Below are 14,494 nucleotides of genomic sequence, written 5' to 3' on the forward strand. Positions count from 1 at the left end.
CCCATGGCTCAGCCCTGCCACCGGTCGGCCAGATCGGACAGGCCGGACATGTGCGAGCCCTTGAGCAGAACCAGATTCTGCCGGTCCGAATGCCTGGCGCACAGGCGGCGGACCATCCGGTCGGCCTGGTCAGCGTCCTGGGCAAAGAGGACACGCATGGACCCAGAGTGATCCTCGCTCGGATCGGATGGGCCGCCGGCACCAAGGACCAGGGCCTGGACCAGAGCATCCATCTGTTGGTCCCGGCAACCCACCGCGACCAATGCATCGATGCCCTGACGACGGCAGTAGGCGCCGATCTCCTGATGCAACCGCTCCCCTCGATCGCCCAGCTCAAGCATGACCCCCAGGACAGCTATCCGATAGACCGGGCCATCGGATCCCTTCCAGGCGGCCAGAGCGTCCAGACCGGCCCGCACGGAGTCGGGATTGGCGTTGAAGGAATCATCGATCAGGGTGAAGGAGGCTTCCGGCAGCCGGACCGAGGATAGGGCCATCCGATGCGGACTGATCCGACGCTGACGGCCCAGTTCATCGGCGATGCGCTCTGCGTCCAGACCCAGGGCATGGGCTACCGTGGCGGCGGCCAGGGCGTTCATGACGTTGTGCCGTCCCGGAATGCCCAGACGCAGCCGAACTGGTTGCTGGCCACGCAGGCACAGCTCGAAGGCCGGCCTATCCAGGCTGTCGCTGTCCAGGTAGCGAGCCGAACCGTCCAGGTCGCTGCCCTGCCCGCCGCCTTGAACGGCCATGCCAAACCGCAGAACAGGCCCGGAGGCCAGATCAGCCATGGCGGCCACCCGGGGATCGTCGGCATTGAGCACGGCGGTCCCGCCCGGCACCAGGCCTTGCACAATCTCGCTCTTGGCCTGGGCGATACGCTCCACGGAGCCGAATTCGCCCAGGTGGGCCACTCCCACCTTGAGGACCAGGGCCATGTCCGGGGGAACCATCCGGGTCAGGCCCGCAATCTCGCCCACGTGGCTGGCACCCATCTCCGCCACCAGGTAGCGTGTGTCCGGCCCGACCTCCAAGGCGGTCAGAGGAAGGCCGATCTCGTTGTTGAAGGACCCGACCGGGGCCACCACAGGGCCCAGCAGGGCCAGCAGGGAGGCCAACAGATCCTTGGTCGTGGTCTTGCCGACTGAGCCGGTGATGCCGATGACCGTGAAGGGGCCTGTGGCCTCACGCCGGAGGTCCATGTTGGCCCTGGCCAGCAGCCCCAGGGCCGCAACCGTATCGTCCACAAGAATCTGAGGCAGGTCAGCGTCCGGAACCAGGTGGTCGACCAGGGCCGCCCGGCAACCCTTGGCCCCCAGGCCGGGAACATAGTCATGACCGTCCACGTGCTCGCCCTTGATGGCTACGAAGAGTCCATCGACCCCCGCCTGCCGGGAGTCGGTCACCACCCGCATGCGCACGGACCGCCGGTCGGGTTCGCGACCAGGACCGGCCTCGACCAGCCGACCGTGCACATATTCGACGACCTCTTCCAGGGTCATGGGCATGGACCCGGCCCCTACAGACTGACTCATCCTCACCTCTCAGGACATTTCGCGGGAGACGCGCAGGGCGCTCCTGATGTTGTTGCGTTTGACGCCGGCGGCCATGGTCATGGCGATGCACAGGGACAGGTCGTCGCTTTCCGCATCCGCAGGCAGGGACTGGCGGGCCAGCCCGTCCGATTCCTCGTTGCGCCGGGCCACAATGGTGTGTCCACCCAGGTTGAATCCGTATCGGCGGGCCCTGGAAATCAGCCGCACGTGCCGCATATCGCGGGTGGAGCCCTCCTGGGCGCCCAGGGCCACCACATCCAGGTCCACCGCCTGCAGGGCATCCCTGGACAGGGTCTGCTCCTCCACGGAGATGACCACGGCGGCCGCCCCGTCCTCCAGGGCGATGGACAGATTGCGCTGCACATCGAACATGCTTAGGGGGTATTCCAGGTCCAGCCGCCGGTCCAGCGAGTATGAGCCCTTGGCGCTGAGAATGCCGACGGGATTGCCCAGCACGTGCAGAAAGTCGGCCAAGAGATCCACCTGGTCCTGCACCTGGGAACCGACCAGGGCGAAGACAGCCAGTGCTCCCGAAGGATCACCGGCGGCATTGGCCAGCAGCTGGCCCATCTGCCAGGGGTGCATGGTGCCGAAGAGCAGGGGTATGCGGGCTCGTCCCACCTCTTGACGGGCCGCAGTCGGCAGCAGGGCTGCGTAAGCCCCCCGACGCTCGGCCTCCTCGATCATGCCCTGGTCCACCTGCTGGTCTGCAGGCACGTAAAGACTGCCGGGCCGCACCGAGGGCAGGTCGTCCACCAGTGAGGTCACCGTCACTGGTTCAGCGAAGTCGGGGACCAGGGTAAGCCCGTAGCGCCCCTTGAGCTGACCCAGGGTCAACCGTCGGGAGATTGATTCACTCAGCGCACTCATGCTGCAATCTCTCCTTCGTCCGGGAACGCCATGATGCCTGCCGGTATCACCATGTTACCGGGATAGCATCGGTTCTGGGCTGGGACGTGGGGACCTGGTATTTCTGCATAAGGAATTCACCGATCTGGGCGAAGATGGGACCAGCGGTGACGCCGCCGAAAACCCCGGCACTGCTGTGGGGATTCTTCAGCACCACGGTGATCACAAAGCGAGGATCGTCAGCGGGCAGTATGCCCACCCAGTCGCTGACGATGCCGCTCAATCTGCCGGAGCTGTCGGCCACCTCGGCGGTGCCGGTCTTGGCGGCTATCCTGTAGCCTTCCACCTTGACCGTCTTGTCGTATTTCTCTGACACTGACTCCATCGCGTTCATGACCTCAGCCGCCACCTTCTCATCCACGACCCTGACCTGATTGGCCTTGACGGCGCCCTGACCGCGGATGATGGTCTGGTCGGAACGGACCCCCTTGTTGGCCAGGGTGGCGATGGCATTGGTCAGCTGGACGGCGTTGGTGGCATAGCCCTGGCCGAACAGGACCGTGTTGCGGGTGCGTCGATCCCAGGTCTGAGGCGTGGTCAGCAGTCCCTTGGACTCCCCCGGCAGACCCAGGGCCGAGACATGGCCGATGCCGAAGCGGGTCAGATAGTCGTAGCGCTTCTGGTCCGGGTAGTTCTGACCGGCCATGACCATGCCCACGTTGGAGGAATTCTGCAGAATGCCGGCCAGCGTCCAATGCTCGTCCCCATGGTTGAAGGAATCCTTGTACTGCTGGTTGTCGAGGGTGATGTGGTCGGGCACGGTAAAGCGGTCGGTCATGGAGTGCGCCCGCTCCTGGAGCATGCCTGCGGCCGAGATGGTCTTGCCGACCGAACCGGGCTCGAAGGTCTCCGCCACAGCCCTGGAAGAGTTGACCTTGGCCTGGTCGCTGCCCGCCTGGTAGTCGTCGGTGTCGGCCAGGGCCAGGATCTCGTTGGTGTGGGTGTCCTGAACCACCGCCAGGGCCCAGTCCGCATGGTAGTTCTGGCAGCCTGACTTGAGGGCCTGGCGGACGTACCAGAGCACGTCCTGATCGATGGTCAGTCTCACGTCCTTGCCATTGACCGGATTGCGCTGACGGGTCATGGTTCCGGGAATCTCCTGGCCCAGCATCCCCTGCTGATAGACCGTATAGCCGTCAGTGCCGGTCAGCCGCCGATTCTCCATCTGCTCGATCCCGGCCACGCCCTTGCCGCTGTCGTCGATGCCCCCGATCAGGGCTCCCATCAGATCCGCGTGCGGATAGGTGCGTTCACTGCTCAGTTCGGCCGTGATGATCCCCTGCAGTCCCAGCTTGTCGATGGAACGCTTGACCTCGGGGGTCACCCGCTTGGCCAGGACCACATACCGTCCGGGGACGCTGAGCTTGCCCCCCAGCTCCATGGCGTTCATCCCCAGGGCAGGCGCCAGAAGGCGTGCCACGCCCGCAGCACCGTCAGCGCCCACCGGATGGCCTTTGATGCTGTGGCAGTCACTGCCCGTGCGCTTGGTGCAGTTGATGGGTATGAAGGAAGCGGCCGCCTCGGGGTCGCCGATGATGTTGTATCGCTCCAGGCTCTGGGCCAGCACCCGGCCGTTGACATCCAGGATGCGGCCACGCTGGGCCTTGATGGTATGCGGCACGGTGCGACCCGCCGCAGCTGCCTGGGCCATGGACCTTCCGTCGAAGAGCTGGATGTAGGCCAATTTGCCCAGGGCCAGCGCAGCCACGAGGATCAGGATCAGGCCCACGGACAGGGAACGTTTGCAGAAAGACAGGTGCCAGGAGCGCTTGGTTCCCTTGCCGCTCATGGATGCCCCGCTTTGCCCTGGGCATCCTGAGGGGGCCTGTAGCCCTGCAGATCGATGGAGTTCAGACCCTGCTGGGGCTGCATGCCCAACTGCTGTGCCTTGTCCGGCAGGGAGGCCTGGAGCTGGTCGAGTTTGTTCTGGTCATCCTGGACGTCCTGGTTGAGATTGCTGATCTCACGCTGGATTCGGGTGGCTTCGAAGGAATCCTGGACCATCTGGGTACGCAACATCAGGGAGCCGAACATACAGGCGGCCAGAAAAACCACGGAGGTCATGATCCTCAGCAGAGGATTGCCACGGGTCCGCGTCCAGCTGATCAGGCGCCGGGCCCCCTCAGCCACCGGGCCTCGTTCTGGCTGGCGGGCCTTGCCCGGCTTGCCTGTGCCCTTGATCAGACTGAGCTCAGGCCTGGTGGGCATTTCCTGGATGCGGGGATGGCCCTTGTCTGCAGAGGCCTTGGAACGGACTGAACGTGCTGGCATGGTCATGACCGGCGCCTCGATTCCGAACCGTGGCCGACGCGGCGACGGCGACCATCCGAACCCTCACCACGGGCCTCGGCCTGAAGCCGACGACGACGCTCCTCAGGGATGGTTCCGCTCATCTCCACAGCCCGCAGGCGGACCGAGGCGGACCGGGGGTTGCGTTCCCGCTCGGCCGGGTCTGCCTTGATGGCCCCGTGAGTCAGATCCGACAGGTAGGGACGGGCCTGATCTGGCACCACCGGCATGCCCGCAGGAAGGTCGACATGCAACCCAGGCGCCATGAAGCGCTTGACCATGCGGTCCTCCAGGGAATGGTAGGACTCCACAATCAGACGACCCCCCTGGGCCAGCCGCAGAATGGCCTGGGGCAGGGTTCGCCTCAAACGATCCAACTCCCCGTTGACCTCGATGCGCAGGGCTTGAAAGACCCTCTTGGCCGGATTGCCCGGAGGACGGTGGCCGCGCGGCACAGCCCTGTCGACCAGGCGGTCCAGCTGGGCCGAGGTGGTCAGCGGCTGCTCCTGCCTGGCCTCGACGATGGCCCGGGCGATGCGTCCCGCATAGCGTTCCTCCCCATACCGGGAGAAGATCTCGGCCAAGTGTTCCTGGTCGTACTCGGCCAGGACCTGTGCGGCCGTCAGCTCCTGGCTGGTGTCCATGCGCATGTCCAGCGGAGCATCCTGCCGGTAGGTGAAGCCCCTGTCGCGCTGGTCGATCTGCAGGGAGGACAGCCCCAGATCCATGAAGACCAGGTCCACCTGGCCCACTCCCAGTGCATCCAGCTGCCGGTCCAGCTGGTCAAAGGGTGCATGCACCGGCGTGAAACGGTCGGCCAGACCCTCGTCGCGCATCCGGCCTGTAGCCAGATCCAGGGCCTCAAGATCCCTGTCGATGCCAATAAGACGAGCCTCAGGGCAGGACTTGAGGAAGGCGGTGGCGTGACCAGCCAGACCCAGCGTGCAATCCACAGCCACGGCCCCCGGGTGCTCCAGGGCGGGCCGGGCCAGCGCAAGGCATCGCTCCAGCAGGACGGGACGGTGGACCATGCCTCTGTCCACGGCCTCCTGATCGGGTGGATTGCGATTTTCCATGAACGCCTCCATCAGCAATCCACCGCCGGAAGAACATCGTCGGCAATGTCGGCGTAGCCCTGTTCCTTGCTCTCAAGGTATGCGGTCCAGGAATCCTGATCCCAGATCTCGGCACGGGTGCCCACACCGATGACCACGACGGGGCCGGTCAGCCGTGCATAGGAGCGGAGCATGGGCGGAACCAGGATGCGACCCTGCTTGTCGGGGACCTGGTCGACAGCGCCGGACAGGAATACACGCAGGTAGTCCCTGGCCGACTTGTCGCCCATGGAGGTGTGTTGGATGCGCACGGCCATCCGCCGAAATTCCTCAGCGGGCAGCAGACTGACGCAGCGTTCCTGGCCACGGGTCATGACCAGGCCCTGACCCAGCTGGGCGCGGAACTTGGCGGGCAGCGCCAGGCGGCCCTTGGAATCCATCTTGGGGGTGTAGGTGCCCAGAAGCATGGGCGGCAGGGAAGGCAAGGCAGCATCTGCGTCGTATGTATCGGCCATGCCCCACCTCCAATGCCAGTTCGGTAACCATGGGACGGCCCCATCGGGTAGTGTCCCCTGCGCAGTGCTCCCCACTTTACCCCACTTATCCCCATTGCTCACCACCTTGACACCACTTCAGGCCCAAACCCAACCATTCGACTCGCCAAAGTGTCCGGTCCGGCGTTTCGCCACCTGGCGAAGAGGGCGCTACCAAGGATCTGCCGGGCCGAAAAAGTAGAGGTCCAGCGGTATATTGGATCATCCGATTTTTGAACATTGGACAGAACGGACGCACATGTCGAGCTATTCCTCACAGCTGCATGAAGAGCAGACGGCGGTGGACAGGGCCTACGCCCGTCTGGACGAGCTGCGGACCCAGGCCAGGACCAGACTGGACGCGGTCCGGGCCGCCGGCTCCCACGGATCGCCCACCCAGCGCACCGAGCGGGATTCATTTGCCAACATGTACGAGGACCGGCTCACCCAGCTGCGGGCCGTGGAGGACCGTCTGGTCTTCGGCCGGCTGGATACGGCCCAAGGCGGCCGACGATATATCGGGCGACTGGGCCTGCTGGACAGCAACCATGAGCCCATCCTGACCGACTGGCGTGCCGAGGCGGCACGCCCCTTCTACGAGGCCACCCCGGCGGACCACGGCGACATCGTCATGCGTCGGCACATCACCCTCAACTTCCGCCAGGTCACCGGCATCGAGGATGAGGTTCTGGATCTGTCGGCCCCCGAAGTGGACAAGGCGGCCCAGGGCGGCACCCTGGCCGGCGAGGGCGCGCTCATGGCCTCCCTGTCCAGCCGCCGCACCGGGCAGATGACCGACATCGTGGCCACCATCCAGGCCGAACAGGACCGGATCATCCGCTCCCCCATGACCCGCCCGCTGGTGGTCCAGGGAGGACCAGGCACCGGCAAGACCGCCGTGGCCCTGCACCGGGCGGCCTATCTGCTCTATACCCATAGGCGCAGACTCGAGAGTTCAGGCGTGCTGATCGTCGGGCCAAGCAACGCCTTCCTGCACTACATCGACCAGGTCCTGCCCTCCCTGGGCGAGACCGGAGTGCTCAGCCGAACCATAGGCGACCTCATCCCCGGCATCAGCACCGAACGCCGTGAGGATCCTCAGGTGGCCCGGCTCAAGGGGGACATCCGCATGGCCGAGGCCGTAGCCAACGCCGTCGCCTCCCGGGAGCGGGTGCCTGCCTCCCTGCCAACGGTCAAGGTGGATGGGGTGGCAGTCCCCATGCTTGCGGTCGACCTGGAACAGGCCCTGGTCGATGCCCGACGCAGCCACCAGCCCCACAACAAGGCCAGGAACACCTTCGTGCGCTCGGCCCTGAACGCCATGACCGCCCGCTATGCCGAAGGGGTGGACTATCAGCCCGGAGCCGAGGAACTTGCCCGGGTCACCTCCCTGCTGCGGCTGAACGACCAGGTGCGGCGGACCCTCAACCTGGCCTGGCTGCCCATGAACCCCCGCTGGCTGGTCAACGACCTCTGGTCCAGGCCGGATCGTCTGCGCCGGTTCGCCCCCTGGCTGACCCCGGAACAGATCGACCTGCTGACCCGCCAGGACGGCGCCGAACTTACCGTATCCGACATCCCCATCCTGGATGAGGCCATGGAGCTGCTGGGCCCAGACCCCCGCCAGGCGGATCGTGAACAGGCCGAAAAGGCCCGCCGCGATGAGGAACGTCAATTTGCCAGCGACACCCTGGCCCAGAACGGCATCGGCACAGGCATCGTGACCTCGCAGATGCTGCTGGATTCCATCAATGGCGAGGACGAGAACCAGGCAGCCACTCAGGCGGCCGCCGACCGAGAGTGGGTCTACGGGCACATCGTGGTCGACGAAGCCCAGGAGCTGACGGCCATGGACTGGCGGATGCTGGTCCGGCGCTGCCCATCCCGGTCCTTCACCATCGTCGGGGACGTGGCCCAGACGGCGGCCCTTGGCGGCACCCGGTCCTGGGCCTCCACCATGGACAGGCTTTTCGGCCCGGACGGATGGGACCTGCGGCAGCTGACCATCGACTATCGCAACCCTCGTCAGGTATCCAACCTGGCTTCCTCCTTCGCCGCCTCCGAGGGTCTTGAGGTTTCCACGCTCAAGGCTGTGCGTGAGGTGGAAGGCTCGGTCAGCCACCTGCGGGCCGACGATCAGGCCAGCCTGCTGGACCAGCTGCCCGACCTTGTGGGCGAACTGGCGGAACGTCACCTGGGCAAAGACGGTACCGGACGCCTGGCCATCATCGTTCCCAGCGCCCTGGAATCCGAGGTCGGCTCACAGTTGCATATCGATAAGGCTCAGGAGCACCAGATCACGGTCACAACCACCGGCCACACCAAGGGCCTGGAGTTCGACGCCGTGGTTCTGGTTGAGCCTGGAGCCATTCAGAATGAAGCCCCCTCCAGGCTGAGCGCGGCGGCCGACCTCTATGTGGCCATGACGCGACCGACCCAGGAACTGGTCATCGCTGAGACTTCCGAGGATCAGAGACTGCTGAATCTGGGATGATGCGCCTGGCACACCGTTCACTTCCAGCTCCATCTCACAACGGCGGGAGGTGCTGGCCTGTGGCAGTGTAGGCCTGATGCAGTCAGAACGGCCGGGCCAGGGTAGCTGATTTCTCAGGACTGTGCAGTCGCAGGCTGCTCTTCAGCTGACTGGTCCTCGGCGCGAAGGGTGTCGATGGCCTGCTGGAAGTCCTCCAGGTTGCTGAAGTTGCGGTAGACCGAGGCGAAGCGCAGATAGGCCACCTCGTCCAGCTCCCTAAGGGGCTTAAGAATGGCCCTGCCGACCTCTTCCGAATCGACCTGAGCCAGGCCGCGCGAACGCAGATCCTCTTCGACCTGCTGGCCCAGGAGCTTCAGGTCATTCTCATCGATGGGCCTGCCCTGGCAGGCCTTCCTTACACCAGAGATGACCTTGTCGCGGTTGAAGGGTTCGGCGTTGCCTGAACGTTTCATGACCAGGAGGATCGAGGTCTCCACCGTGGTGAACCGACGCGAGCAGTTCGGACACTCACGGCGGCGTCTTATGGCATGGCCGTCGTCGCTGATTCGTGTATCCACAACCTTGGTATCGGGATTCTGGCAGAAAGGACAATGCATATGTAATATCATAGCGCCAAAGAACCTCAAGACCCACGTATACCGGGCCTATCAGCGTATAACCCTGGACAAACTCCTTGAATTCAGCTAGTACCTTCATCCCGGCGACGAGTCATTGAAACCGCGTCGTTAATTCCCTGGACCGAAAGTCGCTGCATCAATCGTCGCTGGGAATCAGAATTCGGTCACCAACGCGCAGGTTGGGCGAGGACATGTTGTTGATCCGCATGATGCGGTCCACGTTTTCAGTGACATCCTCGCCTTGCGGGGTGATCGAGGCTGCATAGGACCAGACATTATCGCCCGGACGGACCGTTCTTGTAATGACCTCCTGCGGTCCTGGAACGGAGCTGGCCGGACGAGCCATCCATCCGGCCCCAATCAGGGTCATCGCGCCGACAGCCAGAAAAGCCGCGAATCTGCGCACGACGACACCCACGAAACCCCGATCGGACACACAGGCTTTGGCAGCACTGCGAAGACGCAGCATGACGGACGAGAACAGGGAACTGACATACACCCGGCAGGCCGAGGGCAGGCTCGACGGCGTAGACATGCGGGAACTGACACCGGCACGAACAACCACAGCACACCTCTTTCGAACATTTGTTCTATCGAACAGATGTTCTCATTCTGGCATCTCACTCGTCGTTTGGCAAGGCCGATTCGAACATTTGTTTGATTTTTCACTTTGGGCAGGTTAGACTGAGTTCAGTTTCCAAGGAAAGGAGCCATCCGTGAGCACCATCCCCTTTGTCGGGCCTGCAACCATGAGCTCCGACAGCAAGTCCAGCGCCGCTCATGGCGCAACCTCTCAGGAAACCGCTGAAACCTCCGCCAGCACCGAGCATCCGAATCAGGGGTCCAGGCCCAAGTTGACCGATCGCCAGGCCAGGGTGCTGGAAGCCATCAAGCGGCACCTGTCGGAGCGCGGATTTCTGCCCTCCTACAGGGAGATCGGCAAAGACGCGGGACTGCGCAGCACTTCTTCCGTCAAACACCAGCTTCAGGTCCTGCAGGATCTGGGATACATTCGTCTGACTGCCAACAAGGGACGTGCCATAGAGCTGGTTCAGGACCAACCTGAGCCGACTGCTGGAACCGCCAGGATCATGCCCTTCCCAGACAAACAGACCGACGAGGCCATCATGCAGTCGCGCGACGTGCCCCTGGTCGGCAGAATCGCCGCAGGTCAGCCCATTCTGGCCGAGCAGCATGTGGACGATGTCATGCGTCTGCCCGAGCGCCTGACTGGATCAGGTGAGCTCTTCATGCTTGAGGTCCATGGGGATTCCATGGTTGATGCCGCCATCTGCGACGGGGACTTCGTGGTCGTCCGCCGCCAACAGGAGGCTGAGAATGGAGACATCGTCGCGGCCCTGCTGGACGATGGGGCCACGGTAAAGACCTTCCGTCGCGAGGAGGACCACGTTTGGTTGATCCCCCACAACCCCGCATACTCCCCCATTGACGGCACCCACGCCGTCATCATGGGCAAGGTGGTCACTGTTCTGCGCAAGGTCTGAAGGCTACATGTCCAAATGCTCGCCGCTGCTGTCCCGGTGGCCCTGGGGCTCTATCTGAAAGGTCGTGTGTTCGACCGAGACCGGGAAATGATTGCGCAGACAGCGTTGCATGCTGGTCAGAATGCGTTCGTTTTCGACAGCCGTCGTATCCTTACGAACGATCACATGTGCCGTCAGCTGCGGCAGACCAGTGGAGACGCTGTTGGCATGCAGGTCATGAACCTCCAGCACGCCAGGCACGCCCTCCAGGTGCTTCCTGACCTTGGCCATGTCGAGGTCCGCCGGGGTCTCCTCAAGAAGCACGGAGACACTGCTGGCCAGCAGTTTGATCGCGCGGGGAATCATCAGCAGAGCAATCAGGGCTCCCGCTACGGCATCGAATCCGGCCCAGCCGGTGAGCATCATGACCACGGCAGATACCAGGACGGCCACCGAGCCCAGTGCATCGTTGACCACTTCGAGAAAAGCGGCACGCATATTCAGGTTGTCCTTATGCCCGGAGGCCAGGACCAGGATGGACCCCACATTGGCAGCCAGACCCAAAATGCCGAAGAAGAGCAGCAACCCCTGCTGATGAACCTGGTCCCGCCCGGGCGACCAGAGCCTCAAGACGGCCTCCACAATGGCGTAGATGCCCACAGCCAGCAGAACCAGAGCACCGCCAGCCGCCGTGATGACCTCCAGACGGGACCATCCCCAGGTCCGCCGGTTTGTGGGACGGCGCTCCATCAACACAGCAGTGACTGTGGAGGCGATCAGCACGGCCATGTCGGTCATCATGTGCCCGGCGTCGACCAGCAAGGCCAGGCTGCGGGTGACCAAGGCGCCCACGACTTCGGCCACGAAGACCGAGCCCGTCAGCGCCAGGGTCATCAGCAACTGTCTACGATGGGCGGATCCGCCGCCCTGGACACCACCTTCATGAGCGCTCATGCATACCCCGATTCATCAGTCACCAAAGTATGCCACCAGGGGTCACAAGGCAAGGGTTTTCCGGGAAATACTCAGAAGCCGAACTTGCTTGCCGTCTCCTTCAGGGTCTCGGCGGAACGCTTCAGGGCGGCCAGCTCGCCATCGCTCAGCGGGGTATTGATGTGGGTGTTGACCCCGTCACGGTTGAGCACGCTGGGAACCGACATGCACACGTCAGAGATCCCGTGGAAGTCCTCCAAGAGGGAACTGACCGGCAGAATCCGGTCGGTGCCGTTCAGGATGGACTCGATGATGTCCACGCCGGACATGGCGATGGCGAAGTTGGTCGCACCCTTGCCCTCGATAATCTGGTAGGCGGCGTTCTTCACCTCCTGGTGGATCTCCTCACGCTTGGCCGCATCCAGAGGCTCATGGCCGGGCAGCTCCATCCAGTCGCACATGGGCACGCCGCCGATGGTGGCCGAGCTCCAGAGCGGGACCTCGGAGTCGCCGTGCTCGCCGGCGATGTAGGCATGGACATTCTTGACGTTGACCCCGGTCTGCTGGCCGATCAGGTAGCGCAGGCGGGCGGAGTCCAGGTTGGTGCCCGAACCGAACATCTGGTTGACAGGCAGCCCGGACAGCTCCAAGGAGACCCTGGTGACGATGTCGACGGGGTTGGTAATCAGCAGGAAGATGGCATTGGGGGCCACCTCGACCATCTGAGGAATGATGGACTTCATCATGTTGATGGTGGCGCCGGCCAGGTCAAGCCGAGTCTGTCCCGGCTTCTGCCTGGCTCCGGCCGTGATGACCACCATGTCGGCGTCGGCGCAGATCTGCGGATCGTCCGAGCCGTCGATGGTGACCGTGGGGTAGAAGCTGGATCCGTGCTGCATGTCGCGGACCTCGGCCTCAACACGCTGGGCGTTGATATCCTCAAGAACGATCTCTCGAGCCACACCGCGCTGGGCCGCCGAAAAGGCCAGGGTCGACCCCACGGCTCCGGCTCCCACGATCGCTAGCTTGGTTGGCTTGATTGATGATTCCGCCATATTCTATGGACCTCTCTTATCGGAACCCGGGAAACGGGTTTGCCGCTGACACAACATACGTAGTCTACCCAGCATAGGTGACCTGGTGCGCATCTGCCCTTAAGAGTTCCGCCCCGCCGATGGCGTGTCACCCCCTGAAGCCTGCAAGGGCTTCCGGTCAATGGCCTGGTCAAGCACGGCGGCCGCCAGCCGGTCGTCCACATCAGCGCTCAGCGCAACACCGTCGGCCCGGTATTCCAATGAATCAACCCTTCCCAGCTGCCGCACCTGTTCCAGCAGGGAGCCGCTGGTGTAGGGCAGGATGGCCTGGACATGCACGGCGGGGGCGGGCAGCAGCTCCTCCACCCGCCTGCGCAGGGGTTCCAGACCCTGACCCTGCCTGGCCGAGACCAGAAAGGCCTCGGGTTCGAGGTTGGCAAGCCGCTGCCTGGCGTCCTGATCGATCAGATCCACCTTGTTGAAGACCAGCAGGCGGGGAATGGACTCGGCGCCGGGGATGTCCGCCAGCACAGCGTCCACAGCCCTGATCTGGCCGAACGGATCGGGATGGGAACCGTCCACCACATGCAGGATCAGGTCGGACTGCCCCACCTCCTCCAGGGTGGATTTGAAGGCCTCGACCAGCTGGGTGGGCAGGCGGCGGACGAATCCGACCGTGTCCACATAGACGTAGAGTCGGCCATCTGCCGCCTTGGTGCGCCTGACGGCCGTATCCAGGGTGGCGAAGAGGGCGTTCTCCACCAGTTCCTGGGACCCGGTCAGCCGGTTGGTCAGCGAGGATTTGCCGGCGTTGGTGTACCCCACCACGGCCACGGCCGGCAACTGGTAGCGCCGTCGGGACCCACGCTTGACCTGACGCGAGGGGGCCATCTGGGCGATCTGGCGCTTCAGCCGGGAAATCCTCCGCCTGATGACCCGCCGGTCGGTCTCGATCTTGGTCTCGCCCGGGCCGCGGGAGCCTATGCCGCCGGCCTGCCCGGCAGCCTGACCACCAGCCTGGCGGGAGAGTGATCCGCCCCAGCCGCGCAGCCTGGGCAGCATGTACTCCAGCTGGGCCAGCTCCACCTGGGCCTTGCCCTCGCGGCTGGTGGCATGCTGGGCGAAGATGTCCAGGATCAGGGCCGTCCTGTCGACCACCTTGACCTTGGTGACATCCTCCAGAGCCCGTCGCTGGGAGGGATGAAGGTCGTCGTCGGTGATGATGGTGTCGGCACCCAGCCGGGCCACAATATCCGCCAGCTCCCGCGCCTTGCCCGAACCCAGGTAGGTGGCAGGATCGGGCTTGACCCGCTGCTGGAGCAGTCCGTCGAGCACCTCGGCCCCGGCGGTCCGTGCCAGGGCGGCCAGCTCACGCAGGGACTCCTCGGCCTGGCCGACCGTGGTCCGCGAACCCGACCAAACCCCGACCAGGACCACACGCTCCAGACGGACCTTGCGGTACTCCACCTCGGTCACGTCCTGGAGCTCCCCCAGCCCCTCGACATGGCGGAAGGCATTGCGCCGGCTGCGCTCCTCCCACTCCTGGTCCTGGTCCTGCCCGACCTGCTCCCTACTGCCTGTCAGCACCTC

At 64.2% G+C, this 14,494-nt stretch carries 13 protein-coding genes; 2 read left to right on the top strand and 11 right to left on the bottom strand.

The window, feature by feature from the left end:
• Positions 1-8: 8 nt before the first annotated feature.
• The 6 genes from H3U89_RS00935 to mraZ are packed head-to-tail and all read right to left on the bottom strand — an operon-like array spanning position 9 to position 6,324.
• On the bottom strand, positions 9-1,535 hold the full coding sequence (locus H3U89_RS00935; protein ID WP_198179004.1) for a UDP-N-acetylmuramoyl-tripeptide--D-alanyl-D-alanine ligase: 1,527 nt from the start codon (positions 1,533-1,535) through the stop codon (positions 9-11).
• A gap of 9 nt (positions 1,536-1,544) precedes the next feature.
• Complete coding sequence (locus H3U89_RS00940; protein WP_198179002.1) at positions 1,545-2,426, bottom strand: UDP-N-acetylmuramyl peptide synthase; 882 nt, start codon at positions 2,424-2,426, stop codon at positions 1,545-1,547.
• A 46-nt stretch (positions 2,427-2,472) separates the two neighbouring features.
• On the bottom strand, positions 2,473-4,254 hold the full coding sequence (locus tag H3U89_RS00945) for a peptidoglycan D,D-transpeptidase FtsI family protein (RefSeq protein WP_198179000.1): 1,782 nt from the start codon (positions 4,252-4,254) through the stop codon (positions 2,473-2,475).
• Positions 4,251-4,742 carry a hypothetical protein gene (locus tag H3U89_RS00950; RefSeq protein WP_198178998.1) on the bottom strand — a complete coding sequence of 164 codons (492 nt, stop codon included), beginning with the start codon at positions 4,740-4,742 and terminating at the stop codon, positions 4,251-4,253. The genes H3U89_RS00945 and H3U89_RS00950 overlap by 4 nt, the downstream gene beginning before the upstream one ends.
• Positions 4,739-5,830 (bottom strand): 16S rRNA (cytosine(1402)-N(4))-methyltransferase RsmH, encoded by a 1,092-nt coding sequence (gene rsmH, locus H3U89_RS00955; RefSeq protein ID WP_415873543.1) that lies wholly within the window; start codon positions 5,828-5,830, stop codon positions 4,739-4,741. The genes H3U89_RS00950 and rsmH overlap by 4 nt, the downstream gene beginning before the upstream one ends.
• Before the next feature lie 11 nt (positions 5,831-5,841).
• Positions 5,842-6,324 (bottom strand): division/cell wall cluster transcriptional repressor MraZ, encoded by a 483-nt coding sequence (gene mraZ / locus H3U89_RS00960; protein ID WP_198178996.1) that lies wholly within the window; start codon positions 6,322-6,324, stop codon positions 5,842-5,844.
• 277 nt (positions 6,325-6,601) lie between these two features.
• Between mraZ and H3U89_RS00965 the strand changes: the two genes are divergently transcribed.
• Entirely contained in the window at positions 6,602-8,836 is a 2,235-nt protein-coding gene (locus tag H3U89_RS00965; protein ID WP_198178994.1) for a HelD family protein, read from the top strand.
• A 113-nt stretch (positions 8,837-8,949) separates the two neighbouring features.
• Here H3U89_RS00965 and nrdR read toward each other — a convergent pair whose 3' ends face one another.
• Both nrdR and H3U89_RS00975 read right to left on the bottom strand, forming a co-directional pair.
• Positions 8,950-9,432, bottom strand: coding sequence for a transcriptional regulator NrdR (nrdR, locus tag H3U89_RS00970; RefSeq protein ID WP_198176691.1), 483 nt, complete (start codon positions 9,430-9,432; stop codon positions 8,950-8,952).
• A 157-nt stretch (positions 9,433-9,589) separates the two neighbouring features.
• On the bottom strand, positions 9,590-9,988 hold the full coding sequence (locus H3U89_RS00975; protein ID WP_198178992.1) for a LysM peptidoglycan-binding domain-containing protein: 399 nt from the start codon (positions 9,986-9,988) through the stop codon (positions 9,590-9,592).
• Between the two features lie 181 nt (positions 9,989-10,169).
• On the opposite strand from H3U89_RS00975, the gene lexA reads away from it, so the two are divergent.
• Positions 10,170-10,958: a transcriptional repressor LexA gene (gene lexA, locus H3U89_RS00980; RefSeq protein ID WP_332460520.1), complete on the top strand. Its 789-nt coding sequence runs from the start codon at positions 10,170-10,172 to the stop codon at positions 10,956-10,958.
• Between the two features lie 3 nt (positions 10,959-10,961).
• Here lexA and H3U89_RS00985 read toward each other — a convergent pair whose 3' ends face one another.
• The 3 genes from H3U89_RS00985 to hflX form a co-directional block, all read right to left on the bottom strand.
• Entirely contained in the window at positions 10,962-11,891 is a 930-nt protein-coding gene (locus H3U89_RS00985; protein WP_198178990.1) for a cation diffusion facilitator family transporter, read from the bottom strand.
• 71 nt (positions 11,892-11,962) lie between these two features.
• Complete coding sequence (locus H3U89_RS00990; protein WP_024627229.1) at positions 11,963-12,925, bottom strand: L-lactate dehydrogenase; 963 nt, start codon at positions 12,923-12,925, stop codon at positions 11,963-11,965.
• 99 nt (positions 12,926-13,024) lie between these two features.
• Positions 13,025-14,491, bottom strand: coding sequence for a GTPase HflX (hflX, locus tag H3U89_RS00995; RefSeq protein WP_332460530.1), 1,467 nt, complete (start codon positions 14,489-14,491; stop codon positions 13,025-13,027).
• Positions 14,492-14,494 lie beyond the last annotated feature (3 nt).

The sequence above is a fragment of the Bifidobacterium sp. W8104 genome (assembly GCF_016100735.1).
Classification (GTDB): domain Bacteria; phylum Actinomycetota; class Actinomycetes; order Actinomycetales; family Bifidobacteriaceae; genus Bombiscardovia; species Bombiscardovia choladohabitans.